21 protein-coding genes and 1 pseudogene are annotated in these 26,850 nt (G+C 70.5%); 8 read left to right on the forward strand and 14 right to left on the reverse strand.

The genetic code is table 11. The features are described 5' to 3' along the window. Positions 1 to 41 precede the first annotated feature (41 nt). The 4 genes from BKK79_RS25395 (at position 42) to BKK79_RS25410 (ending at position 6,309) form a co-directional block, all read left to right on the forward strand. Positions 42 to 2,435 carry a polysaccharide biosynthesis tyrosine autokinase gene (locus BKK79_RS25395; RefSeq protein WP_071039178.1) on the forward strand — a complete coding sequence of 798 codons (2,394 nt, stop codon included), beginning with the start codon at positions 42 to 44 and terminating at the stop codon, positions 2,433 to 2,435. A 98-nt stretch (positions 2,436 to 2,533) separates the two neighbouring features. Next, positions 2,534 to 4,405, forward strand: coding sequence for a serine aminopeptidase domain-containing protein (locus tag BKK79_RS25400; protein WP_071017617.1), 1,872 nt, complete (start codon positions 2,534 to 2,536; stop codon positions 4,403 to 4,405). Between the two features lie 160 nt (positions 4,406 to 4,565). Further along, positions 4,566 to 5,384, forward strand: a complete 819-nt coding sequence (locus tag BKK79_RS25405) for a class I SAM-dependent methyltransferase (RefSeq protein WP_071040361.1) — start codon at positions 4,566 to 4,568, stop codon at positions 5,382 to 5,384. A 16-nt stretch (positions 5,385 to 5,400) separates the two neighbouring features. Continuing rightward, a complete protein-coding gene (locus tag BKK79_RS25410; RefSeq protein ID WP_071039179.1) occupies positions 5,401 to 6,309 on the forward strand; it encodes a glycosyltransferase family 2 protein in 909 nt (302 codons plus the stop codon). A 100-nt stretch (positions 6,310 to 6,409) separates the two neighbouring features. On the opposite strand, the gene BKK79_RS25415 is transcribed toward BKK79_RS25410, so the two are convergent. From BKK79_RS25415 to BKK79_RS25425, 3 genes are read right to left on the reverse strand one after another with little or no spacing between them, the layout of a single operon-like run. Continuing rightward, positions 6,410 to 8,647 carry a polysaccharide biosynthesis tyrosine autokinase gene (locus BKK79_RS25415; RefSeq protein ID WP_071039180.1) on the reverse strand — a complete coding sequence of 746 codons (2,238 nt, stop codon included), beginning with the start codon at positions 8,645 to 8,647 and terminating at the stop codon, positions 6,410 to 6,412. Continuing rightward, entirely contained in the window at positions 8,644 to 9,108 is a 465-nt protein-coding gene (locus BKK79_RS25420; protein WP_071017609.1) for a low molecular weight protein-tyrosine-phosphatase, read from the reverse strand. The genes BKK79_RS25415 and BKK79_RS25420 overlap by 4 nt, the downstream gene beginning before the upstream one ends. Positions 9,109 to 9,119: 11 nt before the next feature. Beyond that, positions 9,120 to 10,229 (reverse strand): polysaccharide biosynthesis/export family protein, encoded by a 1,110-nt coding sequence (locus BKK79_RS25425; protein ID WP_071040362.1) that lies wholly within the window; start codon positions 10,227 to 10,229, stop codon positions 9,120 to 9,122. Positions 10,230 to 10,564: 335 nt separating this feature from the next. On the opposite strand from BKK79_RS25425, the gene BKK79_RS25430 reads away from it, so the two are divergent. Next, entirely contained in the window at positions 10,565 to 11,755 is a 1,191-nt protein-coding gene (locus BKK79_RS25430; protein WP_071039181.1) for a glycosyltransferase, read from the forward strand. Positions 11,756 to 11,860: 105 nt separating this feature from the next. Here the strand turns inward: BKK79_RS25430 and BKK79_RS25435 are convergent, their stop codons facing one another. After that, positions 11,861 to 12,415, reverse strand: a complete 555-nt coding sequence (locus tag BKK79_RS25435; RefSeq protein WP_071017605.1) for a putative colanic acid biosynthesis acetyltransferase — start codon at positions 12,413 to 12,415, stop codon at positions 11,861 to 11,863. 154 nt (positions 12,416 to 12,569) lie between these two features. Next, positions 12,570 to 13,838, reverse strand: coding sequence for a glycosyltransferase WbuB (locus tag BKK79_RS25440; protein WP_071039182.1), 1,269 nt, complete (start codon positions 13,836 to 13,838; stop codon positions 12,570 to 12,572). Between the two features lie 283 nt (positions 13,839 to 14,121). Here BKK79_RS25440 and BKK79_RS25445 point away from each other — a divergent pair, with 283 nt between their 5' ends. Next, positions 14,122 to 15,423, forward strand: a complete 1,302-nt coding sequence (locus tag BKK79_RS25445; protein WP_071039183.1) for a lipopolysaccharide biosynthesis protein — start codon at positions 14,122 to 14,124, stop codon at positions 15,421 to 15,423. A gap of 78 nt (positions 15,424 to 15,501) precedes the next feature. Here the strand turns inward: BKK79_RS25445 and BKK79_RS25450 are convergent, their stop codons facing one another. From BKK79_RS25450 to BKK79_RS25480, 7 genes are all read right to left on the reverse strand, one after another. Continuing rightward, on the reverse strand, positions 15,502 to 16,629 hold the full coding sequence (locus BKK79_RS25450) for a glycosyltransferase family 4 protein (RefSeq protein WP_071039184.1): 1,128 nt from the start codon (positions 16,627 to 16,629) through the stop codon (positions 15,502 to 15,504). Between the two features lie 7 nt (positions 16,630 to 16,636). Further along, complete coding sequence (locus tag BKK79_RS25455) at positions 16,637 to 17,407, reverse strand: glycosyltransferase family 2 protein (RefSeq protein ID WP_071039185.1); 771 nt, start codon at positions 17,405 to 17,407, stop codon at positions 16,637 to 16,639. A 4-nt stretch (positions 17,408 to 17,411) separates the two neighbouring features. Beyond that, positions 17,412 to 18,728: a hypothetical protein gene (locus BKK79_RS41215; protein ID WP_071039186.1), complete on the reverse strand. Its 1,317-nt coding sequence runs from the start codon at positions 18,726 to 18,728 to the stop codon at positions 17,412 to 17,414. A gap of 237 nt (positions 18,729 to 18,965) precedes the next feature. Then, a complete protein-coding gene (locus BKK79_RS25465) occupies positions 18,966 to 20,006 on the reverse strand; it encodes a GDP-L-fucose synthase family protein (protein WP_071040363.1) in 1,041 nt (346 codons plus the stop codon). Further along, positions 19,999 to 21,201, reverse strand: coding sequence for a GDP-mannose 4,6-dehydratase (gmd, locus tag BKK79_RS25470; protein ID WP_083384328.1), 1,203 nt, complete (start codon positions 21,199 to 21,201; stop codon positions 19,999 to 20,001). The genes BKK79_RS25465 and gmd overlap by 8 nt, the downstream gene beginning before the upstream one ends. 210 nt (positions 21,202 to 21,411) lie before the next feature. Next, positions 21,412 to 22,287, reverse strand: a complete 876-nt coding sequence (locus BKK79_RS25475) for a response regulator transcription factor (RefSeq protein WP_071017593.1) — start codon at positions 22,285 to 22,287, stop codon at positions 21,412 to 21,414. 729 nt (positions 22,288 to 23,016) lie between these two features. Next, positions 23,017 to 23,340: a YXWGXW repeat-containing protein gene (locus tag BKK79_RS25480; RefSeq protein ID WP_071017591.1), complete on the reverse strand. Its 324-nt coding sequence runs from the start codon at positions 23,338 to 23,340 to the stop codon at positions 23,017 to 23,019. A 566-nt stretch (positions 23,341 to 23,906) separates the two neighbouring features. Here BKK79_RS25480 and cynS point away from each other — a divergent pair. Both cynS and BKK79_RS25490 read left to right on the forward strand, forming a co-directional pair. Further along, positions 23,907 to 24,191 (forward strand): annotated as a pseudogene (gene cynS, locus BKK79_RS41660) (cyanase); the annotation flags it as partial. A 138-nt stretch (positions 24,192 to 24,329) separates the two neighbouring features. Then, positions 24,330 to 25,025, forward strand: a complete 696-nt coding sequence (locus BKK79_RS25490; protein WP_071017589.1) for a phosphoribosyltransferase — start codon at positions 24,330 to 24,332, stop codon at positions 25,023 to 25,025. Between the two features lie 27 nt (positions 25,026 to 25,052). On the opposite strand, the gene BKK79_RS25495 is transcribed toward BKK79_RS25490, so the two are convergent. Together BKK79_RS25495 and BKK79_RS25500 are read right to left on the reverse strand one after the other, a co-directional pair. Beyond that, complete coding sequence (locus BKK79_RS25495) at positions 25,053 to 25,565, reverse strand: LeuD/DmdB family oxidoreductase small subunit (protein WP_071017588.1); 513 nt, start codon at positions 25,563 to 25,565, stop codon at positions 25,053 to 25,055. Continuing rightward, complete coding sequence (locus BKK79_RS25500; RefSeq protein ID WP_071039187.1) at positions 25,562 to 26,848, reverse strand: 3-isopropylmalate dehydratase large subunit; 1,287 nt, start codon at positions 26,846 to 26,848, stop codon at positions 25,562 to 25,564. Before BKK79_RS25500 ends, BKK79_RS25495 begins: the two co-directional genes overlap by 4 nt. Between the last annotated feature and the right edge of the window lie 2 nt (positions 26,849 to 26,850).

The following is a 26,850-nucleotide window of genomic DNA, read 5'->3' on the forward strand; positions in this document are numbered from 1 at the left end:
GGGGCGTCCGGCGCGGAGTACAGCAGGACTGGGGATTTGCCGTGAGCAGACTATCGCATGCCGGCGTGGGGCCGGCCTCGGACAAGGCGGGCGGCGCGCAGTCGCATCCGGCGCGCCTCCTGGTCGATCATGCCGGCACCATCGCGGCGGCCGGCGTGTGCGGCATGCTGGCGGCCGCGCTGGTGGCCTTCTCGATGCCGTCGCAATACCGCGCGCAGGCACTGGTGCAGATGGAAGCGGCGGATGCCGGCCAGGGCGCCGGCCCTGCGCCGTTCGAGCCCGACATGCTCAGGAGCCGTACCGTGGTCGGGCCGGTGGTGGAGCGGCTGCGGCTGGACATCGTCGCCCTGCCCCAGCGCGCGCCCTTGCTGGGCGGACTCGCCGCGCGGCTGGCCGAGCCGGGCCACAGGTTCGGCCCGTGGCCGGAGAGCCTGGGCTATGCCTGGGGCGGCGAGCGCATCGCAGTGGACAGCCTGGCGGTGCCGGAGCGGCTGCTCAATGTGCCGATGCTGCTGGAGGTGCTGGCGGCCGGCGAGTACCGGGTATCGGCCGATGGCCACGAACTGCTGAACGGGCAGGTCGGCAAACCTGCCGCCGGCAACGGCGTGGAGATGCTGGTGGGCGCCATCGACGCGGCACCCGGCACCCGCTTCACGCTGGTGCGGCAGGACCTGCAGGGCGTGGTCGACCGCATCGCCCGCGAACTGCAGGTGGAAGCGTCGGCCGGCGCCGCCCGCACGGTGCGCATCGCCTGGGAAAGCGCCGACCGCCGCAATGCCGAGGCCCTCGTCAACGGCGTGGCGAACTCCTACATCCTCGGCCAGGCCACGCTGCGCCGCGACGACGTGGCCAGCACGCTGGCCTTCCTCAGCAGGGAATTGCCCCTCGCCAAGGCCGAGCTCGACCGCGCCGAGGAGGCACTGACGGACTACCGGTCGCGCTCCGGCACCTTGCAGCCGACCGCGGAGGCACAGTCCTTCCTCAACGGCAGCATGGATTACCAGCGCCAGATCGCTGCACTGCGGCTGCAGCGCACCCAGTTGCTGCAGCGCTTCACCACCGACTCCAACGAAGTGCGTACGGTGGACAGCCAGATCCAGCAGCTGGCCCAGGAACGCCGCGACATGGATGCGCGCCTGAAGAACGTATCGTTGTCGGAGCGGGAGGCGGTCGGCCTGACGCGGGACGTCAAGGTGGCCGAGGAAACCTATATGCAGCTGCGCAACAAGGTCCAGCAGCTGTCGCTGCGGGAGTCGGACAGCACCAGCGCGATGCGCCTGGTCGACAGCGCGGTGGCTTCGATGACGCCGGTCGGCATCGGGCCGTGGCCGCTGACCGCCGGCGGCGGCCTGCTGGGCCTGGGCCTGGGGATGATCGGCGTGAGTGCGCGGCGGCGCTGGAAGCCGGCGGTGGCCGATGCGGGCGAGGTCGAGGACGAGTTCGGCGTGCCGATCCTGGGCGAGGTGGTGTTCAGCCGTGAGCAGGTCGAGCTCGAACGCCAGGTCGAAGCCAAGGCCAGCCTGGCCGGCGTGGCGGTGCTGGGCAGGCCCGATGCGCATGCGCTGGCACGCCTGGGCGATGCCGTGGCGCTGGCGCGCACGCGCGACGGCGTCGGCGAGGACGAGCCTCTCGCCGGACTGGAAGAGGACGGCAGCATGTCCCTCGCCGGCGACGAGCCGTGGCGGCTCGGCTTGCATGACCGCTTCCTGCTGGCCCGCTGCGCGCCGCACTCGCTGGCGGTGGAGGGGCTGCGCAATGTACGCGCCGCCTTGCACTTCGCTGTGCGTGGCGCGCCCGACAAGGTGGTGGCCGTGACCAGTCCGGCGTCCGGCGCCGGCAAGACCTTTGCCGCGGTCAACCTGGCCGTGCTGTTCGCCGAGGCCGGCCAGCGCGTGCTGCTGATCGATGCCGACCTGCGCCGGGGCAAGGTGGCGCGCTGGTTCGACCAGCCCGCCGAAACCGGCCTGGCCGAAGTGCTGGCGGGGCACACGCCGTTCATGCACGCGGTGCGCCCGACCGCGGTCGGCAACCTGTCGCTGCTGACCGCCGGCGCAATACCGCTCAATCCCTCCGAGCTGCTGATGCTGCCGCTGCTGGGCGATTGCCTGCGCGCGGCCAGCGCCTGCTTCGACCTGGTGCTGGTGGACACGCCCCCGGTGATGGCGGTGGCCGATGCCACGCTGGTCGCCAACCTCGCCGGCTCGACGTTGCTGGTGGTGCGCGCCGATGTGACGCCCCCCGAGCAGGTGCAGGAGACCCTGAAGCGGCTCGCGCGAGCCGATGCGCGCCTCGGTGGCGGCATCCTCAACGGCGTCACGCCCCGGCGCAGCAACCGCACCGACTTCGACGCCATGAATCCCTACCTGAGCCTGCCCCTGCCCCCTGCCATGCAGCAGCGCCTGACGCAGACCCGGGCGATCGAGCGCAAGCCCTGAGCGCGCGGCCCGCGGCGGCGGGTCGGCGTACCCATTTCTGCGGGCACGTCCCGCCGGTGTGCGGCCCGCCAGCGCGCACCGTCCGCCAAGGAGCCGGCATGAAGCACATCGTCTTCGAGGGCTGCACCGGATGGCTGCATGGCGCGGCCGGCGACACCGGCGTCGTGCTGTGCGCGCCGCCCGGCCATGAGGGCATGTGGTCGCACCGGGCCTTGCGCCACCTGGCCGACGATCTTGCCGCCGCTGGCGTGCCGGTGCTGCGCTTCGACTACCACGGCACCGGCGATGCGGCGGGCAGCGACGAGGCGCCCGAGCGCCTGGCCTGCTGGATCGGCAATATCGTGGCCGCGGCCGCGCAGTTGCGCGCGCGCGCAGGCGTGCGGCAGGTGGTGCTGTGCGGCCTGCGCCTGGGCGGCAGCCTGGCCGCGCTGGCGGCCGAGGCGCTGGCCGGGCGCAACGAGGCGCCGGCCGCACTGGTGCTGCTGGCGCCGGTCGTCAGCGGTCGCGCCTTCCTGCGCGAGATGCGCGCCCTGCACGTCAACTGGCTCAACAGCATGGCGCCGGACCTGGCCTCGCGCGCCCCGCGGGAAGGCACGCTCGAGGTACTGGCGTATCGCCTGGGCGCCGACACGGTGCGCGCGCTGGAAGGGCTGCGCCTGGACCGCCGCGCCGGCTGTCCGGCACCGCGCGTGCTGGTGCTGGACCCATGGCCGGGTGCCGCCTCGACGGTGCAGGCCTTGTGTGCGCACTACCGCGCGGCCGGCGCCGAAGTGGAGGAGGAGGGGTTCGCCGAGTATGCCGCGCTGATGCAGTCGACCGAGAATGCCGCGGTGCCGGAACAGGCGTGGCGGCGGGTGGCGGCGTGGATCCGGCAAGCTGCGGCCACGGCCGCCGAAGCTGCCGCCGGCCAGGCGATCGCCGACGCGCCGGGGCCTGATCGGGCCGACGACACGGAGTTCGCCGTGGAGGGCGTGCGCGAGCGCGCCGTGTGGCTGGACGCGGGCCGGCAGTTCGGCATCCTGTGCATGCCGGCCGGAGCCCGCCGCGCTCCGCTCGGGGTGATCTTTCCCAATACCGGCGGCAACCATCACGTCGGCGACGGCCGGCTCTTCGTCTCGCTGTCGCGCCGCCTCGCGCGCAGCGGCGTGGCGGCGCTGCGGCTCGACCTGGCCGCGCTGGGCGACAGCCCGCAGGCGCGGCGGCGCATGAGCATTCCGGAGATCTACGCGGTCGCACCGCGCGAGCAGCTTGCCGCAGCGGTGGAGTGGATGCACGGGCAGGGCTTCGAGCACATCGTGCTGGCCGGTGTCTGCTCCGGCGCCTTTCTCAGCCTGCATGCCGGGCTGGCCAGCGACAAGGTCTGCGGGCTCGTGCTGGCCAACCTGCTGAAGTACACCTGGGGCGAGCAGGACGTGGCCACGCTCGGCCAGGCCGAACAGCCGCTGAGCCTGCTGTGGTATGCCGCGCGCCGGCCCGGCAACTGGCTGCGGCTGCTGCGCGGCGATATCCGCCTGCTGCCCTTGCTGATGGGCTGCGCGCGCCGGGTACGCGCGCTGGTCGCCTACCGCCTGGAGCGCGTGCAGGCGGCGTTGCGCGGCGGAGCATCGCGCAAGGCGGCCGGGGAGGACGATGGCGAGGCACGCACGGCGCGCGAATTCGCCTGGGCCGCGGTGCGCAAGCTGGACCGGCGCGGCGTGCGCACGGAGTTCCTGTACGGTGCCACCGACATCGGCCTCGAAGAGACCGCGCAATGCCTGGGCCGCAACCTGGAAGCGCTGCAGGGACTGTCCCACGTCGCCGTGCAGCGCCTCGATTGCCTGGATCATGCGCTGTTCCTGCGCGAAAGCCAGGACAACTTCGGCGACCACGTGGTGCGGCACGTCGAGGCGCTGCTGGCGCGCCAGGCCGACCCCGGCCGCCCGGCGGAAGGCACCGCCACGCCGCCCTTGGCGGCGCGGGCGCAGTCATAGTCCGCGGAATCGCGGAATCATGGAACGCCCGCACGCCGCCCCGGCGCGCCGCGCGCGGACCCGGCGGGCGGGCGCAGCGTACGCTGTCGCACCGAATCCCGCGCGCCACGCCGGCACCATGAGGAAGGGCGCAGAGGCCGCGCGCCGCGAGGAGGGCGACATGATTGCCGACACCGTGCAGGACCGCATCAACAGGAAGGCATGGACCAGTTGGGGCGCGCGCCACTGGTTCGCCGTGGCGGCCGATGTCACCGATCCGGGCGAGGCGGCGGCGCTGGCGCTGGTGGCCGATGCCGCGCGCGGCGCGCCGCTGCTCGACGTCGGTGTCGGCGGCGGACGTACGGTGCCGATGCTGCGCGCGCTCAGCCAGGACTACGTGGCGATCGACTACACGCCGGAGATGGTCGAGATCTGCCGGCGCAACCATCCCGGCGTGGCCGTGCGCCAGATGGACGCGCGCGACCTGTCGGCCTTTCCCGACGATCATTTCGGCCTGGTCATGTTCAGCTTCAACGGCATCGACGCGGTGGATCCCGCCGGACGCGCGGCGATCCTGCGCGAGTTCGCCCGCGTGCTGCGTCCGGGCGGCCTGCTGCTGTTCTCCACGCACAACCTGCGCGGCCCGAGTTACCGCGAGAACCTGACGCGCTTCCTGCGCCTGCCGCGCTGGTCGCCCAATCCCCTGCGGCTGGGCTTCGACACGGCGCGCATCGTCGTCAACCTGCCGCTGGCCACCATCAACTACCTGCGCCACTCGCGGCTGAACCGCGAGTTCGATGGCTATGCGCTGCGCGTATGCGCTGCCCACAAGTTCGGCATCGTCATCCACTACATCGAGCTGGCCGCGCAGCAGCGCGCCCTGCTCGAACTCGGCCTGCGTACCGAGGCCATCTTCGGCAACCTGGACGGCCATGCGCTGCGCGGGCAGGAGGATCTCAGCCAGGTCTACTGGTTCCACTTCGTCGCCAGGAAAGGTTGAGGGGCGGGCGTCGGCCATGAGCGGCATCTCGGTCCTGATCCTGACCAAGAACGAGCAGCAGGACCTGCCAGGCTGCCTGCAGTCCGTGGCCTGGTCGGACGATATCCATGTCTACGACTCGATGAGCACCGACCGGACCGTGGAGATCGCCCGCGCGCACGGTGCCAAGGTAGTGCAGCGTCCGTTTGACAACTGGTCCGCGCACCAGAACTGGGGGCTGCGCAATATCCCTTTCCGCCACGAGTGGGTCTACTACACGGATGCCGATGAGCGCGTGACGCCCCAGCTCGCCCACGCCATGCAGCTGGCCGTGACGGACCCGGGCGATGCGGTGGCCTTCCGCGTCTCCCGCCGCGACCACCTGCAGGGGCGCTGGCTGCGCCACGTCACGCCGACGTCGTTCTACATCCGCCTGTTCAAGCCGGCCAGCGTTCACTACGAGCGGCTGATCAACCCGGTCACCATTGTCGACGGCGAGGTGCGCGACCTGGCCGCGCACATGGACCACTTCCCGTTCAGCAAGGGGATGTCGCACTGGTTCGACAGGCACAATCAATACAGCTCGCTGGAAGCCCGCCAGATCGTGCAGAACCGGCAGCAAGGCACGTCGTTCAGCGTGCGCAGCGCCCTGCTCGAAAAGGACCCCGGCCGGCGCCGCTATCACCAGAAGGAACTCTACTACCGGCTGCCGATGCGCCCGCTGCTGATGTTCCTGCTTCTCTATGGCTTGCGGCGCGGCTTCCTCGACGGCTCGGCCGGCCTGACGTACGCGCTGCTGCGGGCCTACTACGAATACATGATCGTGCTGAAGGTACGAGAACTCGATCGCGCCGACGGCAGCCAGGACAGTCAACGCAGCCAAGGCAAGCAAGGCAGTCAGGGCAGTCAGGGCAGTCAGGGCAGTCAGGGCAGCCAGGGCGGCTGACACCGGATGACACCTGAGCGCGGTCCGCCGCGCATGCGTGGCCGCGCCTTGTCTCGCCTCGGACGGCGCCGCATGCCGGCGGCGCCGGATTGCCGCGGCCTCAGGCCTGCCTGCTGCCGGTGCCTCCGTACTGGTTCAGGTAGCGGTACTTGCCGAAGCGGTAATGGGCCCGGTACCAGCGGCCATCGACATTGAGGCCGTTGAACAGCACGCCCTTCACTTCTCCGCCCGCCTGCTGGATGGCCCGCTGCGAAGCGATCAGCTCGTCGGGCGTGGTCTTGTCCGCGCGCGCGACGAGGAAGACGGCGCCCGCCCGTGCGGCCAGGATGCCGGCATCGGCGGCGGCGAGGACAGGCGGCGTGTCGAGCAGGACGATGTCATAGCTTGCCTGCAGCAGGTCGAACAGGCGGTCCATGTTCGGGCTCTGCAGGAGGTCCGCGGCCTGGGGCGGCTGGGCGCCGGTCGCGATGAAGTCGACGCCCGGCAGCACGTCGCGCTGCAGCACGGCATCCAGCGCGGTCCCGGCCAGGTACTCGCTGAGTCCGGGGCTGCGATGCGTGCTGAAGCGGTGGTTGAGCCCGCCGCGACGCAGGTCGGCGTCGACCAGGACCACCCGGCGTCCGCTGCTGGCCATCACGGCGGCGAAGTTCGAGCACACGAAGGACTTGCCGACGTCGGGGGCCGGGCCGGTGACCAGCACCACGCGGTTGCGGCTGTTCAGCAGGGCGAACTGCAGGGCCGTGCGGAAGCCGCGCAGGCTTTCCAGGGCGGGGTCGTCCGGGCTGTCGCGCGCCAGCAGGCCGCGCGACGGCGCGTCGCCCTGCCGCCTGCCCTGCTGGGGAGAGAACGGGATCGTGCAGTAGACCGTCATGCCGGTGAGCCGCTCGATCTCGTCCGCGTCGGTGATGCCGCCGTCGAGCGTGCGGCGCAGGACCACCGCCAGGACGCCGGCGACCAGGCCGAGCACGATGGCGGCACCGCCGATCATCAGGCGCTTCGGCCGCACCGGATAGAGCGGGACGTCGGCCATGTCCACCAGGCGCGAAGTGCCGATCTTGCTGGCCCGCACCAGCCGCAGCTGCTGCACGTCGTTGAGCAGGGACTGGTACAGGTCGGTGCTGACCTTGACGTCACGCATCAGGCGCAGCACGTCCTGCTCGACCTCGGGCAGCTTCTCGATCTTGCCGGTCACGCCATTGAGCTGGGAGCTCAGGCTGGCGATCTGGCCGTCCAGGATGGCGATGATGGGGTGGTTCGGCGTGAAGCGGGCGATCAGTTCCTGGCGCTTCTGGCGCAACTCCTGCAGGCGCGTCTGGATCTGCACCGATTGCGTCAGCACCAGCTTGGATTCCTCGCTCAGGTCGATCGTGCCGCGCTTGTTGCGCATGGCGTTGTAGCGGCTTTCGGCGTTCTCCACCTGCTGCTTGAGCAGCGGCAGCTGGGTCTCGAGGAACTCGAGCGATTTCTCTGCCTCGGCGGCCTTGCGCCGCACGTTCTGGTCGACATATTCGGTGCCGATCGCGTTCAGGATGGCCGCGGTGCGCTCGGCGGAGCTTCCCTCCAGCGAGATGCCGATCACGCCGCTCTGCTTGCCGCGCTCGAGGATCACGAGCTGGTTCTGCAGGTTGTCGATGGCCACGCTGCGGGCAATGTGGCGCACCACGAATTTCGCGCCCGGGCGTCCGTCCAGCTGGCTGATCAGGATCGTCACCGGGCCGCCCGGCGTCGGGATGACGAGCGGCGTTCCCACGGTGCCGGTGGCCGTCACGCCCTCGCTGTGCAATTCGGCACGGAATTGGTCCGAGGCCAGGGCGGTCACCATGATGGGTCGCCCCTCCACCCGGACCGGCACGTCGAGCCTGGCGACGGAGATCGCTTCGGCACCCCACGCAAAGCCGCCCCAGCCGAGCAGGCCCGGCTCGGAGAGCACCGGGTTGTAGCGCGCGATCGCGGTCCCGAGCAAGGGGAAGTAGCGCGGCGCCGCCTCGATGTTCAGGTGCAGGGAGTCGACCGCCTTGCCGACCACCATGCGCGAGCGCAGCAGCTCGATTTCCGCGGCCGCCGCCGGCTTGACATCGAGCGCGGGGGAGACGCTGGCGACCAGCTTGGCGGTGCTGCTGGGCGTGGCGCCTTCCTCCACCTGGATCAGGATATCGGTGCGGTACACGGGCTTGGCCAGGAAGGCGTACGCCAGTCCGGAGCAGGCGATGACGCCGACCATCAGCAGGAAGGTCCAGCGGTAGCGGACCAGCACATCGAGGCACTCGGTGAGGTCGATCGGCCTGCTGTCCTGGCCGGTCGGCTCGTAGTCCCGGCCCGTCGCATTCTCTGTGCTCATGATGTCTCCCGGAAGCCAGCCGGAGACGCATCCCCGGCGATCTTGCCCGCCCACGAATCGACGCCCTGACGGATCAGGCTGAAGGCGAGGAGGAACAGGCCGTGCGTGCCGCCGTAGGGGTCGGGAACATCGAGGTCCAGCGACTCGCACAGGCGGAACGTCCTGCCGTGCGCGGCAGGAAAGCTCTGTTCGACCATTTCCATCTGCTGCGCCTCCATCACCAGGATCAGGTCGGCGAAGTCGACCATGGCCGCGTTCAAGCGCTGCGCCCGATGCTCGTCCATGGCGATGCCTTCGAGCGCCAGCAGCCGGCCGGCGCGGGGATCGACCAGGGCGCCCACCGCCGGCGCGATGCCCGCGGAGATGACCTGGCACGCGGGCAGGCTGCGCCGCAGCAGCGCTGCCGCCATCGGGCTTCGGCAGCGGTTGCCGAGGCAGACCACCAGGATGGATCGGATCATCTACCGTTCCTTCAAGGCTTGATGAAGCTGGAGGTGCCCACCACCGGCTGCACCAGCAGGCTCATCACGCGGCTCCAGCGGACCACGCCGCGCGCGTCCACGTAGACCACGTCCTTGGGCTGCAGCTCGAAGCCTTCGGCGATGGCCAGCGCGGCGGGCGACGTGCCGTCCAGGTGATAGACCTTGGGGGCGTCGCTCAGTCCCTTGCGGATGACGAAGATCTCTTCAGCGTTGGCGGTGGCCGGATTGACACCGCCGGCATCGCCCAGGGCCTCGTTCAGCGTCATGCGGCCGTTGCGCATCAGCAGCGAGGTCGGGCGCACCACCTCGCCGGTGACGAAGATCTTGCTGTCTTCGCGCTGCTCGACGCGGACGATGTCGCCGGACTTCAGCAGGATGCGCGCCGGATCGACGCCCTTGGCCAGCAGGGCCGGGATGTTGACGTACCAGCTGCGGTCGCCGCGCGTGACGCGGATGCGGCTGTTGTCGCCGGTCTGGTTGAGCACGCCGCCGGCGCGGTTCAGGGCCTCCACCAGGGTCATCGGCGCATCGTCGATCGCCAGCATGCCCGGCGTCTTCACTTCGCCGTCGACGTAGACGCGCTGGCTGCGGAAGCCCAGCACGCGCACCGTCATCTGCGGATCCCTGACGACGCGCGACAGCACGCGCGCCATCTGTGCGCGCACTTCGTTGGCGGTCTTGCCGGCGACCCGCATGACCCCGGCGTACGGAAACTGGATATCGCCCTGGGGACTGACCACGTACCCCGGCATGTTCGAGCCGCCGGTCGAGGTGGGGATCTCGAAGGCCGCGCCGATGCTGTAGGTCTGCGTCGGGAAGACCAGTTCCGGATGATCCCAGACCACCACGGAGATGATGTCGCCGGTGCCGATCCGGTACGGCTGGGGCTGGCCGAACAAGGCTTCGACGTCCTGGTTGGCGACGGGGGCCTTGTTGCGCAGTTCGCGCACCAGCTCCAGCGTGATCGGGGTGACCTCGGGAATCGCGTCCGGTCCCATGGCGCTCACCGGCGCGCCGGCGCTGAAGTGCATGCCCGGAGACGCCGCGCAGGCGCCCAGCAGGACGCAGGCGCCGAGCGCGAGGCAGCGCGCGCGCGCCATGGCCCGCGCCGTGCCGGCGGCATCTGTGCTGGAGAGCGAGCGGCTTGGATGCATGACGGTACCTCCCTGCTGAGGCAACGGCAGCATGGGCTGGGCGACCACGCTGGCCTATGGGAGCAGAGTAGGCGGCCGTTGGCGCCGTTTCGGTGCGCTTTCGCACAGTTTCGTGCGCGCGGAGCCGCACCGTACCGCGCGGCGCCTGCGCCTGCGCCGGCGCAGGGTGCCGGGCGCCTTGCGTGTGCCTGCGCACCGAAGGGGGCAGCGGGCCGGCCATAGTCTGGAGCAGCCTGGCCGGCGCACCGGCCGGTCGACCCCATCCGAGCGAGCCAGCGAACATGAAGATCCTCCATGTCATATCGTCGATCGACCCCGCCTCCGGAGGCCCGCCGGAAGGGCTGCGGCAGTTGCGGCAATCGCTGACGCTGCAGGGCGTGCAGTCCGACATCTGTTGCTGCGACCCGCCCGATGCCGGTTACCTGGCGGCGGGCAGGCCGGGCCTGGTCGCACTCGGGCCATCGCAACTGCGCTATGCCTTCAATCGGCGCCTGTTCGGCTGGCTGGCGCGCTACAGCGCCGGCTACGACGCCGTCATCGTCAACGGCATCTGGCAATTCCACGGACTGGCGGTCTGGCTCGCGCTGCGCGGCGGGAACGTACCGTACTTCGTCTTCACGCACGGCATGCTCGATCCCTGGTTCAGGCAGCGCTATCCGCTCAAGCATGCCAAGAAGCTGCTGTACTGGACGCTGTGCGAGCGGCACATCCTGCGCGATGCCCGCGCCGTGCTGTTCACCGCCGAGGAAGAGCGGGTGCGCGCGCGCCAGTCCTTCCCCTTCTATCAATGCCGGGAACTGGTGACCTCGTACGGGACCGCGCTGCCGCCGCAGGACGGCGAGCGCCTGCGCGCGGGCTTCCTCGCCGGACATCCCGAACTGCGCGGGCGCCGGCTGCTGCTCTTCCTCGGCAGGATCCATGAGAAGAAGGGGTGCGACCTGCTGGTGCAGGCCTTCGGTGCCGTGGCGGGCAGCGACGCCGCGCTGCACCTGGTCATGGCGGGTCCCTGCGACGCCGAGATGCGCGCGCGGCTCGAACGGATTGCCGGGCTGTGCGGGGTCGGCGCAAGGATCACCTGGACCGGCATGCTGCAGGGCGATGCCAAGTGGGGAGCCTTCTACGCGGCCGATGCGTTCTGCCTGCCGTCGCACCAGGAGAATTTCGGCGTCGCGGTGGCCGAGGCGCTCGGTTGCGGCCTGCCGGTGCTGATCTCGGACAAGGTGAATATCTGGCGCGAGACAGAACGGAGCGGAGCCGGCCTGGTTGCACCGGACTCGCTGGCCGGGACCATCGACGTCCTGCAGCGCTGGCTGGGCCTGGACGCGGCACGGCGGCGCGCGATGGGCGCCAACGCGCGCCGCGCCTTCGACGAGTCCTTTCACAGTGCCCGGGCCGCGGCCCGGCTGCGCGAACTGATCGAAGCGGAAACAGTGGCCGCGCGGGAAGAGCGGCTCATGCAGTACAGCCGGTAGTGGCAAGCCGGCAATGGCGGGGGGCAAAGGGAGCGTCTACGCCGCATGACGGTCCGCCGGTGGCCGCCGAGCCACGTCCCGGGCCCGACCGATCTGTCGGCTTGGTCAGGCCTGCCGCCGCCGTTGCCCGATCGGCCTGGCCGGAACGCCCCCATATACCGTCCAGGCGTAGGGCAGCGACTTCGTCACCACCGCGCGGGGCGCGACCACGGCGCCTTCGGGTACCGTCACGCCGGGAGACAGGAAGGCCTCCGCGCAGATCCATGCGTGCCGCTGGACCACGATCGGCGCGGCGATCAGCTGGAACGTCGGATTGTTGTAGTCGTGCGAGCCGGTGCAGAGATGGGCGCCCTGGGACACGATGCCGAATTCGTGGATGGTGATGGGGCTGATGTTGTACAGGGTGGCGCCGTCGGCGACCGCGGCATGATCGCCCATGCGCAGGTTCCACGGAGCCCACACCTTGGCCGAGGGATAGACGTGCACCTGGCGCCCGAGCTGCGCGCCGAACAGCCGCAGCAGGCCGGCGCGCCAGCGGTGCAGCGGGCGCGGGCTGGGACGGAACAGCAGCAGCCAGGCACAGTTCCAGAGCTGGCGCACGGCGCGGTTGCCGAGGGGGAATGACGGACCGGCGACCCGGTCCCGGCGTTCGATGATCATATGACGGCCCCGCTGTAGTCTCGAGGATGATGCCGGGCGTGCTGCCCCTTGCCTTGCCATCCTGCGCCGGCGCGCCGCGCGGCTCGGTGTGGAGGCCCACATTGGGCCCGGTGCCGGCGCCGGCCTGCTTCTCGCCGGCCTGCTTCTCGCCGGCCTACTTCTCGCCCAGCCCCTCGAGCGTGGTGCCGCGCGTGCCGGCGCCGCCGTCCTCGGTCAGCCGGCGGAGTTCGCTTTCCAGCCGCGCCAGCACGGCGTGCCGGTCGAGATGGGAGGCGGCCCACGCTTTGCCGGCGGCGCCGAACAAGCCGCGCCGGGCCGGCCGCTCGGCCAGGGCCTGGAGCGCCCTGACCATGGCCTGTGCGTCGCCGGGAGGCGTGACGATGCCGAATTGCGAGACCAGGCTGGCCAGTTCGGTGCCGGCCTCCGCCGTGGCGATCACGGGCCGTCCGCTCGCCAGCATGCCGGCCAGCTTCGAGGGCAGGACCAGGTCCGCGGCGTCGGCGCGCTGCGGCAGCAGGTGGATATCGGCGGCACCGAGCAGTGCCGGGAACTGCTCGGCGGGCTGCAGCGCCAGGAAATGCACCTGGGGCAGGTCCTGGCAGCGCTGCTCGAGCAGCGCCCTGCCCGGCCCCGCGCCGCAGAAGATGAAGTGGATCCCGGTCTCGCCGGCGAGCAGGCGCGCGGCCTCCGCGAGGATCTCCAGGCCCTGCTTGTTGCCCATATTGCCCGAGTAGAGCGCGGCCACGGCATGCGCGGGGATGCCGAGCGCGCTGCGCAGGGCGACGCTGCTGGCCGAAGGGGCGATGGCAAGATCGGCCCAGTTGGGCAGGTAGACCAGCCGTTCATCCGGCACGGCCTTGCGGCGGGCCAGTGACAGCATGGACGAGGAGATCGTCGAGATGCGGTCGAAGTGCATCAGCGCGTGGCGTTCCAGCGCGCTCGCCGCCAGTTCGAGCCAGGGATGCTTGAGCAGTCCCAGGGCGAAGGCGGCCTCGACCTCGTAGTCCTGGATATGGAGCCAGGCCTTGCAATGGCGCAGGCGCGCGAAGGCTAGCGCGGCCGGGCTGCAGGCGAGCGGCGGCTCTACCAGGAAGATCACCTCGGGACGCCAGCGCCATTGCGCCGCGAGCAGGGGCAGGCTGCACAGCGCGAAGCTGGCCAGGTGGAGAAGCCGCTTGATGCTGGATGGCGTGTGCGGTACCCAGAGCGGTGCGCGGAACACCGTCACGCCAGCCCGCTGCTCGCGCTGGTAGCGCCAGCCGCAGTGGTCGTCTGCCACGCGCCATGCGGGATAGTAGGGGTGCGAGGTGATGACCCTGACATCGTGTCCGTGCATGGCCAGCCACTCGGCCTGCTCGGCGGCGTACTTGCCGATGCCGGTCAGTTCCGGGGCGTAGTTCAGGCAGTAGATGAGCAGTTTCATGACGGCGATGGACGTGGGGTTGGCTGACGGCCGGGCCGTGTCGTCGATGAGGCGCGCGGTGGCAAGGCGCGGCTCATGCCACCTTACGGCCGCGCGCCGCCCGCCACCGTTGGCTAACGCACGCACGCAGACTGGCGTGGTGCCGCGCCTGCGCCGGAACCGGCGCCGCGCCGATGTGCGCTAGCGAACCGAGGGGCCCGGGCGGCAGCCGCAAAGTGGCGTGGTCCGTGCCGTGCTGCCGGCAAGCGCGCGGCGGCCACGGCCGGGGGATCACGGGGGAGCCATGAATCGAATCGCCCGCAGCATCGGCGCCAACGTCTTCGCCCAGGCGTCGACGGTGGCGACCCAGTTGCTGACTGTTCCCCTGCTGCTGATGGCGTGGGGGCCGGAACGCTTCGGCGCCTGGATCATGATGGCGACCATCGCCGCCTATCTGTCGCTGGCCGACCTGGGCTTCACCGGCGTGGCACTGAACCGCATGATCATGTGCATTGCCGCGGACAATGCCAGGTCGGCGGCCGTCAGTTTCCAGTCGGCCCTGCTGCTGCTCGTCGTCGTCGGCACCGTGTTGACCGCCGCCGCCGTGCCGATCGGCCTGCTGCTCGGCGCGCCGGTGGCAGGCTGGTTCGGGCTGGCGCGTGCCGAAGTCGCGCCCGCCCTGGTGATGATCGCGCTGCAGTCGAGCCTGCAGATGCTGGCGGTGCTGCTGTGCGGCGTGTTCCAGAGCGAGCGGCGCTATGCCGAGTCCACCCTGTGGATGAATGTGGCCCGCCTGCTGGAGTTCGCCCTGGTGGTGATCGGGGCGCTCGTGTTCAAGGCGGGTTTCGCCGTGCTGCTCGGCGTGATCGCCGCGGTGCGCGTGCTGCTCGTGCTGGTGCTCTACCTGCGCTCGCGCACGTTCGCCGCCTGGTCCGTGGCGGGGTTCGCGCTGGCGTCGTGGCGGGAGCTGCGCGAGATGCTGGTGCCGGCGATCGCCTTGCTGGCGTTCTCGCTGGGCGGCGCGCTGAACCTGCAGGGCATCGTGCTGCTGACCGGCACGCTGTTCGGCCCGGTCGCGGTGGCGCACTTCAGCGCCATGCGCACCCTGGCGCGCGTGCCCTACCAGCTCTCCCAACTGGTCAATCTCGCCCTGGCACCGGAGATCGGCCGCCTCTACGGCGAGGGCAAGGCGCACGCGCTGCGTTCGCTGTACCGGCGCGCCACCGCGGGCTGCTTCCTGCTCGCGGCGACCTCGAGCCTGGCCCTGTATCTCGCCGCGGACGTGATCTGCCGCTACTGGACGCATGGCAAGCTGCAGCCGGTGGAGCCGGACTTCGGCCTGCTGCTGGCCGCTGCCGTGGTCAACTCGCTCTGGTACACGGGTTCGTTGATGTTCACCTCGACCAATAATCACGTGCGCTACGCGGTGGTCTACCTGGCGGCCAATGCCAGCGGGCTCGCCATCGCGCTGATGGCGGGACCGCTGCTGGGAACTGCCGGCGCCGCGCTCGGCGTGCTGGGAACCGAGGTGCTGCTGCTGGTGGCCCTGCTGCCGCGCCTGCGGGGATTCTCGCGCGAAGGCATGGCGGCGCCGCGCTCCGCCTAGCGCGGGCGGGGCAGGACGCACGGGATACGCGAGGCGCGCAGGGGCACGAGGCGGGCGCGCCGCCGGCCGGCATCCCTGTCAGGATGCCGGCGCATCCTTCCAGGCGCCTTGCTCCGCTCCGGGCGGCGCGGCCGGACGGACGCCACGGCCCCGGGTGGGCGCAAGCGAGCGCATCAGGTTGTCGAACCACAGCGACGGGTGGAACTGCATCGCCAGGGACAGGCTGCCGCGCGACATCCGTAGCAGCGCCTCGTCGTGCTGCGTGGCGACCGCCGTCATGGCGGCGAGCAGCTCGTCGACGCTGCCCTGCGGGAACTTGTAGCCGTTGAAGCCGTTCTTGACGAGATGGACCGAGGCGCCGCAGCGGGTCGTGCAGACGATAGGCAAGGCCAGGGCGGCGCCTTCCTGGATCGCCACGCACCACGGATCCCGATCGCTCGGCATGAGCAGGACCCGGTGGCGCGCCAGCGCCGCGGGCAGGTCCTCCGGCTGGACGAAGCCGTGCCGCACCACGCCCGGCAGGCGTTCGGCCTCGCCCAGGCTGCCCGCGCCGTAGACGTGCAGGTTCCAGGGCGCTTCCTGGTTCGCGCGATAGGCCTGATAGGCCGCCATCAGGGTAGCGAGCCCTTTCTCGGGGGACAGGCGGCCGACGAAGACGAAGCCTTCGCCGTCGAGCGGATCGCGCGCCGCGCCGGTCTCGTAGAAGCGCTTGTCGCAGGTGAACAAGCCGTCGATGATCTCGCCGTCGTCGAAGCCCAGCCTGCGCGCGAACTGGTACTGCCGCTCGCCGGGCACGAAGGCGCGGTCGAAGTAGGGCGCGATCAGGAAGCGGGACAGCAGGCAGCCGCCGATCTGCTTGAGGCGTGCTTCCCACGGGTTGTCCATGGCGAGCACGCGGACCGTGCGGCCCCGCATCGCCGTGCAGATCTTCAGGTAGGAGCGGAAGTTCCAGCCGGATACGATCATCACGTCCGGCGCGAAGCGCGACACCTCGTCGAGCAGACTGGCGTCGTCGATCTGTCCGCGCGTCCATTCCAGCAGCCGCACGCTTTCCCGCCGCCCGCGCGCCAGCGCCTGGTAGGGCGAGGCCGGATGCGGCGTGAAGCAGGACAGCAGGACGGCGGCACCGTGGTCACAGGCGGTGTTGATCGCAGCGTTCAGGTATCCGGAGCCTTGTGGCCAGAGGATGGCAAGACGGGTCGGCATGTCGGGGTCATCTCCAACGGGACGGCAGTCGGGTGAGCAGGTGCTTTTCCAGCAGGAACACGCCGGCGGGGATGCAGTCGTACAGGCGGCGCTCCCTGTGCATCGCTTTGCGGAACAGGCGCTCGCCATCCTGGCGGTAGGACTCGACCAGGCGTCCGGTCCCCGAGATGGAGGCATCGTGGATGCGGAACAGGGCCAGCGGCCTGCGGGTGCTGCGGAAATGCGCGCCTTGCAGGGCCATGTCGAGGATCAGCTCGCCGTCCCAGCAGGTCCGGTTGTCCACGTTGAAGCCGTTCACCTGGCGGAAGCTGCCGGCGCGGAAGAACATGCCTTGCTGGAAGAAGTTGACGGCCCCGTAGGCCAGGCGCAGCAGCGAGAGCGGCGAGGCGCGGATTTCCCGCAGCGTGCGGCCGTCGCCGTCCACCTTCATGCCGCTGCCGCACAGCACGTCGACACGCGGATTCGCCTCGAACACAGACGCCACGTACGCGAGCGAACCGGGCAGCAGCGCGTCGTCCGCGTTGAGGAAGTGGAAGATGTCGCCGGTGGCGCGCGCGAAGCCGCGGTTGAGCCCGTCGGCAGGGCCGCGGTCCGGCTCATAGATGCGTTCGACGCGGTCGCCGCAGGCATCGATCAGCGTCCTGCTGGCATCGCTGCTGCCCGGGTCGACGACGATGTACTGCAGGTCGGGATAGTCCTGCGACAGCACCGAGTCGAGACAACGCTTCAGGTAGTCTCCCTGGTTGTAGGAAATGGTCACCACGCTGATCTTGAGCACGTCGTCATTCCTGGGCGGGTCTACGGGAAAGAGCCGGCCGGCGCTTCGGCGTGCGTGGCTGCGCGGCGTGCCGGCCGCGCGGCCGGGGCCAGGTCCAGGCGAACAGCAGGCCGATGTAGAGCGCCGCCAGCCAGCGGTTGTCGGCACCGAAGGGGGAGAAGAAGGCATCCCAGAGCAGCTGCGGCATGCCGACGCAGAAGTAGACCGGCAAGCGCCGCAGGTGGAGCAGGAAGGTGCGCAGGCAGGAGCCCAGCAGCCCCGCCCAGAAGATCCCGCCGGTGATGCCGGCCCAGACCATCGCGCTCATGATGAACGAGTGCGTCGGGATCAAGGTGGAATCGAGCTCCGGGAACTTGTCGGTCAACGACATGCCGAGCTGGTGCGACAGCAGGTTCAGCTCATCCACGTAGCCGCCCGTGTCGAGCGCCCACGAGCCGTGGCCGAGCAGCGGCGCGTCGGCGAAGGCGCGCAGCGAGACCAGCAGCTCCGGCCTGCCGCCCAGCAGGATGCCGAGATCGCTGGTGGCCTGCACGGTGTACTTGTGCGCGGCATCCTGCGACAGGAAGCCGAAATCGGCGGAGTGAGCGAAGAGGAAGGAGAAGACCTCGTTGAGCAGGTAGATCCCCATCGCGAGCGTGAGCGCGATGACGATCATGCCGCCGCTGGCGCGCGCCGCGCGCGCGAGGTAGGCGGCGGGTCGCGAATCGCGGTACAGGTAGGCCATGGCGCCGAACAGCGGCAGCGCGGCATTGCTGCGGAAGTCGAACACGATGGAGACGGCGCTGAACATCAGCAGGCAGACGAGCACCTTCATATTGCTGGCGCGCCTCAGCGACAGGTACGCCAGCAGCAGGCTCAGCACCGGTATCGCGTAGCCCCACTTCCACGGATTCTCGATCGCCACGTCGATCGGGTTGAAGGTGGTGTCGTAGAGCCGGTAGAGGGTGGTGCCGGCGACGAAGAACCACAGTGACTTCTCGTGCCGGCTGTCGAAGCCGTTGCCGACCGCGTAGATGGTCGCGAAGAACACCAGGGGCGCCAGCACGCCCTTCATGGAGGTGGAGACATCGGTGCCGTTCTCGAGGTCGGAGAAGATCTGCGCGATCGACCACAGCAGCGTGAGCCCCAGGATGCCGGCGAACCTGCGCTCGACCTGCAGCGAGCAGAGCAGGTAGATCGTATAGACGGCCGCGATGAACTCACCCATGTAGATCTCGCCCAGCAGGTTGAGCTTGATCGAGGCGATGCCGCCGAGGATCAGGTAGGCGATGGGGTGTTCCGAATCCGCGGAGCGCTTTCGGATGGAGGTCTGTTGCAGCATCGCGTCGTCCACTTGCCATCCGTCGCGCCTTCCGCCGGAACGCCGCCGCGCGGGCGGCGCCGCCGGTGCGCCGGGGTGGCTGGCCCCTGGGTCCGGCCGCGCCCGGCGTGCGGCCGGTACGCGTCCGCCTGCCGCGCCTGGCGGCCGGGCTCCTGCGAGGCCGGGCTGTGGCGGGCGGCTCGCCCTGGTTCGATGGGAGCAGCATTCCACGAACCGGGTCGATCCATCTGTGCGTCCTCACACATTGGCGTGCGGGGCGGCCGCATGGCCGGCGGCGCCGCATGCCGCATCCGGCGCCGCCTCGGCCGGGCAGGAGGCCAGGGCAGCCGAGCGTACCGCCTCGGCATAGGTGCTGCGCAGGCCCGCTTCCAGTCCGATGCGCGCTTGCCAGCCGAGGCGGCGGATGGCGCCGCTGTCGAGCAGCTTGCGCGGCGTGCCGTCCGGCATCGATGCGTCGAAGTCGATCGCGGCGCGGCAGCCGACCACCGCGGCGATCATGCCGGCCAGGTCGCGGATGCTGATGTCGTCGCCGCTGCCGACGTTCAGGTGGGTTCCATCCGGTCCGGTGCAGTCGCGATAGGCCGAGACCGGCGCGCGCATCGTGAGCAGGCAGGCACGTGCCAGGTCATCCACGTGCAGGAACTCGCGCCGGGGCTGCCCGCTTCCCCAGATCGCGACGCGTTCCGCGCCGTGTTGCCGCGCTTCGTGGAAGCGCCGCAGCAGCGCCGGGATCACGTGGCTGTGCGTCGGGTGGTAGTTGTCGCCGGGACCGTACAGGTTGGTCGGCATCAGGCAGCGGAAGTCGGTGCCGTACTGCCGGTTGTAGCTGTCGCACAGCATCACCCCGGCGATCTTCGCCAGCGCGTAGGGCGCGTTGGTGGGCTCCAGCGCGCCGGTCATCAGTGCGCCTTCGGTGATCGGCTGGCTGGCGAACTTCGGGTAGATGCAGCTCGAGCCCAGGAACAGCAGCCGCGCGACGCCCGCGGCGCGGGCCTGGTGGATGACGTTGGCGGCGATCATCAGGTTCTGGTAAAGGAACTCCGCCGGGAAGCTCTGGTTGGCATGGATGCCACCGACGCGGGCGGCTGCCACGTAGACCTGATCGATGCGTTCGCGCGCGAAGAAGTCGCGCACGGCCTGCTGGTCGCAGAGGTCGAGGCCGGCATGCGGGCGGGTGACGCACTCCACATCGCCCTCGGCCTGCAGGGCGCGCACGATGGCCGATCCGACCATGCCCCGGTGGCCGGCGACGAAGACGCGCAGCGAGCGGCTACTCATGATGATCGTAGGCGCGGAAGCCTGCCATGCGTACCAGTGCGTCGCGCCGCGCGGCGGCATAGTCCGCCTCGGTCATCTCGCGCACCAGCTCCGCGAAACCGACGCGCGGGGTCCAGCCGAGCCGCTCGCGCGCGCGGCTGGCGTCGCCCAGCAGCGTTTCCACCTCGGTGGGGCGGAAGTAGCGCGGGTCGACGCGTACGATCACGTCCCCCACCTTGCACGCGGGACGCGTGCGGCCGTCGCGCACGTCGATGGCCTCCACGATGCCGACCTCGTCGCTGCCGTTGCCGTGGAAGGCCACGGCAATGCCGAGGACGCGCGCAGCCTGCGTGACGAATTCGCGCACGCTGTGCTGCTGCCCGGTGGCGATGACGAAGTCCTCGGGCTGCGGCTGCTGCAGCATCAGCCACTGCATCTCGACGTAGTCGCGCGCATGGCCCCAGTCGCGCAGCGCCGACAGGTTGCCCAGGAAGAGCGTGTCCTGCAGCCCCAGCGCGATGCGCGCCAGGGCCCGCGTGATCTTGCGGGTGACGAAGGTCTCGCCGCGCACGGGGCTCTCGTGGTTGAACAGGATGCCGTTGCAGGCATACATGGCGTAGGCCTCGCGATAGTTGACGGTGATCCAGTAGGCGTAGAGCTTGGCCGTGGCGTAGGGGCTGCGCGGATAGAAGGGCGTGCTTTCCCTTTGCGGCGTCTCCCGTACCAGGCCGTAGAGTTCCGACGTCGATGCCTGGTAGAAGCGCGCATGGCGCTCCATGCCGAGGATGCGCAGCGTTTCGAGCATGCGCAGCGTACCCAGCGCATCGGTGTTGGCCGTGTACTCCGGCTCTTCGAACGAAACATGGACGTGGCTCTGCGCGGCGAGGTTGTAGACCTCGTCTGGCTGGGCCAGCTGGACCACGCGCAGCAGGCTGGCGGTGTCGGTCATGTCGCCGTGGTGGAGGATCAGGCGGCGCTCGGGTTCCTGCGGATCCTGGTAGAGGTGGTCGATGCGTTCGGTGTTGAACTGCGAGCTGCGCCGCTTGATGCCATGCACCTCGTAGCCCTTGGCCAGCAGCAGTTCGCACAGGTAGGAGCCGTCCTGGCCCGTGATGCCCGTGATCAGCGCGCGCCTGGGGCGTGATGGCTGGCGCGTGTCGGCGTCGCTGATCCCGGCAAGGGGTTGGAGGTCGTTGTGGAGGTCGTTGGCACCCATGTTTTCCGTCGCTCCCCGAGTGGCCCGCAGGCGTGTGCATGTCGGTGGCGTACCGCGCGTGTGTGAACCGACTGTAGGCCGGCGCGGAGCGCGTCTCTGTTGGCTAGCCCACAGTGGCGGAGAGGGGGGAAGCCGGCCTCGCAGGCGCGCATGGGCCGGCTGGAATGCCTACGCAGAAACGGGTACGCCCGGTCCGTTTGCGCCGGCGGACTAGACGACGGCGGCGTCGGCGCCGTGGCGCGCGGCCTCTTCGCGTCGGCCCGGCGCCAGGCGTGCCGCGTGCTCATCGCCATTGACCCAGTCGAGCGTGGCGCCGCGCTGCAGGGCGGCGTACACGGCCTCGCCCTTGTTGCGTACCTTGAGCCGCTGGTAGAGCGTGCAGGCGTGGCTCTTCACGGTGGCCACCGAGATATTGAGCATGCGGCTGACGGTCTTGATCGGGTAGCCGCGCGCGAGCAGCACCAGCACCTCGTACTGGCGCGGCGTGATCTTGAGCATCTCCGCTTCGTCATAGCTCGGCTCGTCGTCCATCGACGCCGCCGGCGCGGCGTGCACCGGCAGCACGGCGTGGTGGCCGGTGCGTGCCGACGACAAGCGCGGGTCGCCGCCGGTGGCCGCCGGCAGCGGCAGGGGCACGGAAGAGGCGAGCGACGGCGTGGCTGGCAGCCCGAGCCGCGAGGCGGCTGGCGGGCTGGCGCTCTCGCTCGCCATCACCAGGGCCTGGCTGCCGGACACCGCCAGGCGGATGGCAGCCTCCAGCACCGCCAGCGAGGCGGTCTTGGGCAGGCAGCCGCAGATGCCGGCCGCGCTCTCGGCAGACGGGGCATGCAGCGGCAGCGCGTCGGCCAGCACCAGGATGCGCACCGGTGCGAACAGTTCGCGCGCCTGGTCGAGTTGCCGCCAGCCGTGCGCGGTGTCGCCGGTCATGCCGAAGATCATCAGGTCGATATTGCCGCGATAGCTTTCGTACGGGGCCATTTCCGCAGGCGAGAGTGCGAAGGCCTGGTCGCAGCACTGGATGCTCCCGAGCATCTGGTAGAGCCCGAGGCGGAGCAAGGGATGCTCCTCGATCAGCAAAGCGTTCATTTTGTTGTTGCTCCCCGTTCAACCGGTTGGAGGCGTTTGGTGCCTTGCTTGACGGAATATTGGATGACGTGGCAGACCTGCGCGCCACGACTGCGGCAACCCCGTTGCGTCCATGACCGCGTACCGCCCACTATGGTTGGAGGCTGTCGCTCTGCCTGGAGGCCTGACCCGACCCTTACCCGGAAAACCTAGCTGATAAATCAGCGTAAAACCATCTTATGGGCTGATTGAAATGAATGCAAGCGAGCCTAAATCCCTCATTCGGGGGTCGCAGAAAAATATTCCTGATGTGGCGAAAAGCCTTTGCTGTCGCGGGTTTGCGGTGTCGGCTATGCGCCATCCGTGGTGCCTGGAAATCCGTTTCATCGCTGCAACAGATTGGCCAGGATTATGTTTCAGCCATGAAACTGATTATCGGGAATTCTGCTGGAGATGCCGTGATTAATGACCCGCATGGGGGAGCCAGGATTATCGGTGGCGGCAATCCTGCTGCATTTCTGAAACGAACCGGCCGGGTGGGGCGCGTGTGGCCCGGACTGGACCGTCAGGGCCCGGTGAGGAGGGCGGGGAGGGCGGGCCTCATGCAAAAGGACGATGCCCCCTCCGCCTTGTGGGGGAGAGGCTTGGAAGGAGTCTGCAGGGGTGGAAAAGGGCGCCAAGAGGTGGAAGGCGGGGCGGACGGCTGGCGGCGCCGACCCGCCTGCCCGGGGCGGGGCAGGCGCCGGGCGCTCAGCGGGTCCAGCGGCCGGGGCGCAGGACCCAGCCGTGCGGTCCCCTGACCCATTGTTCTGGCACATAACGGTAGCCGGGGCGGCCGTGCGCCCAGTAACCGCCGGCCCAGGTGTAGCGCGGACCGTCGGCGCGCCAGTGACCCGGCACCCAGACCTGGCCCGGCCGGGCCGGCGGGCGGTGTTCATAGCGCGGCGGCGGCGGGCCGTCGCGCCGAGCATAGGGCGGGGGGCCGCCCACGGGTTGCGCCTGGGCGGGGGCGACCAGGCCGGACAGATTGCCGGCGGCCAGTACGGCGGCGGCGAGCATGAGTTGACGCTTCATCATTTTCTCCGGATCGGCTTTGTCATCGCTGCCGCGCCATGGCGGCAGGCTCTGCTTCCCTATGTCCTTCCGCTTGCCGCATCAGTAGCGGTAGTAGTGGTAAGGCGGCGGGCCGCCGCGCGGCGGTACCACGATGCAGGCGGAAAGCATGGCGGCTGCGCCGGTCAGCAGCACGACGAGGGCGAGGGCGCGTTTCATGTCTTGGCTCCGAGAAAGGCTCGCGTTGAACATGGCTCCAATCTAGCGGGGCACGCGCGGTGCCGGCGTTAGCACTTGTAAGCCGCGCCGGCCATGCCGCCGGGGCTGTGCGGCCCTGCTGCGCTCCCCGGCAACGCCCGCGGGGCCTTGCGGGCGCTGGGCTGGCGGGTGGCACAGGGGGCCGGTTGGGGGCCGGCGGGGTCTCGCGCGCGGCGCCGCGTCTTAATCCGGCGTTACATCGGAAATGATTGCCGCAACGGTTGGCCGTCCGTGCCCGCAGGGCGCGGGCCGGAAGTCACCGTTTTGCGCACGCAGCAGGTACGCAGAAACGGGTACGCCCGGGGGTGTCGGGGCAGTGGCGCGCGGTGGTGTCGTTGTTCGGCCTGCCCGAGGAGGCGCTGCCGTGGCTGATGCGGGTGCCCTGCAAGGGGTCGCTGCCGGGCGCGGTGCCCACCGACCCGCTGATCTACCGTTTCTATGAACTGGTCAGCGTCTACGGCACCACCTTCAAGGAGTTGATCCACGAAGAGTTCGGCGACGGCATCATGAGCGCCATCGATTTCCGCATGGACCTGCGGCGCGAGGCCGATCCCGCCGGCGACCGCGTGCGCATCGAGATGTCGGGCAAGTTCCTGCCGTACAAGACCTACTGAGTCCGCAGAGCCCGCGGCGCTCGCTGAGCCTGCGAAGTGCCGCCGGCGCTGCTGCCGCGCACTATAGTGGTTAGCGCGGGCGCCCGTGCCGCAGCCGCGGCGGCGGATTGCGCCACGCAGCCATGCCGGAGTGTGCCGATGCCCGTGCCGCCCTGCTTTGCCGACCGTCGCGAGGCCGGCGCCTACCTGGCGCGGCGGCTGGCCGAACTCGGCCTGGCGGCGCCGGCGGGCGGCACGCCTCCCCTGGTGCTGGCGTTGCCGCGCGGCGGTGTCCCGGTGGCCTTCGAGGTCGCGCGCGCGCTGGCGGCGCCGCTGGACGTCCTGCTGGTGCGCAAGATCGGCGCGCCAGGCTATCCCGAGCTGGCGCTGGGCGCGGTGGTGGAAGGGGTTCCGCCGGCCGCCGCGCCGCACACCGTGGCCAACGACGACCCGTGGGCGCGCCGGGCCATCGACAGCGGCGCCTTCGATGCCGAGCGCGGGCGGCAGCTCGATGAGATCCGGCTGCGGCAACGGCGCTACCGCGGCGGCGCACCGCTGCCGCCGCTGCAGGGCCGCACCGTGATCGTGGTCGACGACGGCGTGGCCACCGGCGCCACCATGCGCGCCGCGCTCGAAGCGGTGCGCGCGGCCGGCGCCGCGCGCGTGGTGGCGGCGGTGCCGGTGGGGGCACTGGACGGGCTGGCGGCCCTGCGCGCGGCGGCCGACCAGGTGGTCTGCCTCAATACGCCGGCGGTGTTCGGCGCGGTCGGCGCCTTCTACCTGGATTTCACGCAGACCGGCGACGAGGAGGTGCTGCGCCTGCTGCGCGCCGCCGCCGGTGGCGCCGCGCCATAGGGAGTCGGGAGCCGCGGACGGCGCGGCTCAGCCCGCGCCGGCCAGCCGGGCCTTGAGGTGTGGCATCAGGCCACCGGCGCGCAGCAGGTCGAGCAGGAAGGCGGGGATCGGCTCGCAAGCCAGGCGCCGTCCGTCCTCCAGGGCCAGGGTGGCGCTGTCGAGGTCGAGCCGGGCCATCGCGCCGTCGCGCAGGGGCGAGGTGTCGTGGCAGACCAGCACCGGCAGGCCCAGGTTGATGGCGTTGCGGTAGAACAGGCCGGCGAACGAGGGGGCGATCACCGCGGCCACGCCCAGGTGCTTGAGCGCCTGCGGTGCCTGCTCGCGCGAGGAGCCGAGGCCGAAGTTGCATCCCGCCACCAGCAGGTCGCCCCGCCGCACGGCGGCGGCGAAGCCGGGGCGCGGGCCTGCCAGGCAATGGCGCGAGAGCTCTTCGATGCCGGCCTTCATGTAGGCACCGGGTGCCATCGCGTCGGTGTCGACGTTGTCGCCGAAGCGCCAGATGCGGCCGCCAGGCTGGGGTTCGGGGAGGGCGGTGGTCATGCGAGCAGGGAGCGGGGATCGGTGATACGGCCGGTGACGGCACTGGCCGCCACGGTCATCGGCGAGCCCAGCCAGACCGCGCTGCCGGCGCCGCCCATGCGGCCGGCGAAATTGCGCGCCGTCGACGCGATGGCGCGGCTGCCGGCGGGGAAGCGCGAGGGCCCGTAGCCGGCGCAGGCATTGCAACTGTTGCCCAGCAGGGTCGCGCCGGCATCCAGCAGCACGCCCAGCGTGCCCTCGGCCTCGGCCTGGCGCTGGTCGCGCAGCGATGCCGGCGCCACCTGCAGGCTGATGCCGGCGGCCACGCGGCGCCCGCGCAGCACGCGCGCCGCCATGCGCAGGTCTTCCAGCTTGGCGCCGGTACAGGCGCCCAGGTAGGCGATCTGCAGCGCTTCGCCCTCGGCCTGTGCCACCGGCACGCTGTTGGCCGGCGAGTGGGGGGCGGCCACGTGGGGCGCCAGTGCCGCGGCGTCGAAGACATGGCTGGCCAGCAACGGGGCCTCGTCATCGCTGCGCCAGTGCGCCAGGTCGATGCCGGCCAGCGCGCCGGCATCGACGCCGGCGGCGGCGAGCCAGTCCAGCGTGGTGCGGTCGGGGGCCACCAGGCCGGTCTGCGCGCCGAGCTCGGCGCTCATATTGGCCAGCGTCATGCGTTCCTGCATCGGCAGCGCCGCCACTGCCGGACCGGCATACTCGACGGCTTCGTAGCGGCCGCCGCCGAGGCCGAAGCGCGCGCATAGGAACAGCATCATGTCCTTGGCGCAGACGCCGTCGCCGAGGCGCCCGCTCCAGTGCACGCGGATGGTGTGCGGCACGCGCAGCCAGATCTCGCCGGTGGCCAGCACGCTCGCCATTTCGGTGGCGCCGATGCCGAACATGTAGGCACCGAAGGCGCCGCCGGTAGGACTGTGGCTGTCGCCGCCGACGATGAAGCGGCCCGGCAGCACGTGGCCGTGCTCGGGCAGCACCAGGTGGCAGATGCCCTCGCCGTCGATGAAGTGGGGCAGGCGCTGTTCGCGCACCCAGTCGCGCGTGAAGCGCACGATGGCCTGCGCCTCGGGGTCGACGGCGGGCAGGTAGTGGTCGGTCACCACCACGTAGCGCTGCGGGTCCCACACCTGCGCGCCCAGCTCGCGCAGCAGCGGCGCCACGCGGCGCGGGCCGCTCGAGTCATGCGACATGGCCAGGTCGACCCGGCACATCACGATGCTGCCGGGCTCGACGTGGGTGCGGCCGGCAGCGCGTGCCACCAGTTTCTGGGCGAGGGTGGCGGGGACCGTCATGC

The organism is Cupriavidus sp. USMAA2-4 (genome assembly GCF_001854305.1).
Lineage (GTDB): Bacteria > Pseudomonadota > Gammaproteobacteria > Burkholderiales > Burkholderiaceae > Cupriavidus > Cupriavidus malaysiensis.

What these genes read in the sequence shown, in the direction of transcription:
- BKK79_RS25410 (WP_071039179.1), top strand. Translation starts at nt 5,401, where the DNA reads ATGAGCGGCATCTCGGTCCTGATCCTGACCAAGAACGAGCAGCAGGAC.
- BKK79_RS25400 (WP_071017617.1), top strand. Translation starts at nt 2,534, where the DNA reads ATGAAGCACATCGTCTTCGAGGGCTGCACCGGATGGCTGCATGGCGCG.
- BKK79_RS25435 (WP_071017605.1), bottom strand. Translation starts at nt 12,415, where the DNA reads ATGATCATCGAACGCCGGGACCGGGTCGCCGGTCCGTCATTCCCCCTC.
- BKK79_RS25445 (WP_071039183.1), top strand. Translation starts at nt 14,122, where the DNA reads ATGAATCGAATCGCCCGCAGCATCGGCGCCAACGTCTTCGCCCAGGCG.
- BKK79_RS25465 (WP_071040363.1), bottom strand. Translation starts at nt 20,006, where the DNA reads ATGAGTAGCCGCTCGCTGCGCGTCTTCGTCGCCGGCCACCGGGGCATG.
- BKK79_RS25440 (WP_071039182.1), bottom strand. Translation starts at nt 13,838, where the DNA reads ATGAAACTGCTCATCTACTGCCTGAACTACGCCCCGGAACTGACCGGC.
- BKK79_RS25475 (WP_071017593.1), bottom strand. Translation starts at nt 22,287, where the DNA reads ATGAACGCTTTGCTGATCGAGGAGCATCCCTTGCTCCGCCTCGGGCTC.
- gmd (WP_083384328.1), bottom strand. Translation starts at nt 21,201, where the DNA reads ATGGGTGCCAACGACCTCCACAACGACCTCCAACCCCTTGCCGGGATC.
- BKK79_RS25420 (WP_071017609.1), bottom strand. Translation starts at nt 9,108, where the DNA reads ATGATCCGATCCATCCTGGTGGTCTGCCTCGGCAACCGCTGCCGAAGC.
- BKK79_RS25500 (WP_071039187.1), bottom strand. Translation starts at nt 26,848, where the DNA reads ATGACGGTCCCCGCCACCCTCGCCCAGAAACTGGTGGCACGCGCTGCC.
- BKK79_RS25405 (WP_071040361.1), top strand. Translation starts at nt 4,566, where the DNA reads ATGATTGCCGACACCGTGCAGGACCGCATCAACAGGAAGGCATGGACC.
- BKK79_RS25415 (WP_071039180.1), bottom strand. Translation starts at nt 8,647, where the DNA reads ATGAGCACAGAGAATGCGACGGGCCGGGACTACGAGCCGACCGGCCAG.
- BKK79_RS25495 (WP_071017588.1), bottom strand. Translation starts at nt 25,565, where the DNA reads ATGACCACCGCCCTCCCCGAACCCCAGCCTGGCGGCCGCATCTGGCGC.
- BKK79_RS41215 (WP_071039186.1), bottom strand. Translation starts at nt 18,728, where the DNA reads ATGCTGCAACAGACCTCCATCCGAAAGCGCTCCGCGGATTCGGAACAC.
- BKK79_RS25480 (WP_071017591.1), bottom strand. Translation starts at nt 23,340, where the DNA reads ATGAAGCGTCAACTCATGCTCGCCGCCGCCGTACTGGCCGCCGGCAAT.
- BKK79_RS25490 (WP_071017589.1), top strand. Translation starts at nt 24,330, where the DNA reads ATGCCCGTGCCGCCCTGCTTTGCCGACCGTCGCGAGGCCGGCGCCTAC.
- BKK79_RS25425 (WP_071040362.1), bottom strand. Translation starts at nt 10,229, where the DNA reads ATGGCGCGCGCGCGCTGCCTCGCGCTCGGCGCCTGCGTCCTGCTGGGC.
- BKK79_RS25450 (WP_071039184.1), bottom strand. Translation starts at nt 16,629, where the DNA reads ATGCCGACCCGTCTTGCCATCCTCTGGCCACAAGGCTCCGGATACCTG.
- BKK79_RS25430 (WP_071039181.1), top strand. Translation starts at nt 10,565, where the DNA reads ATGAAGATCCTCCATGTCATATCGTCGATCGACCCCGCCTCCGGAGGC.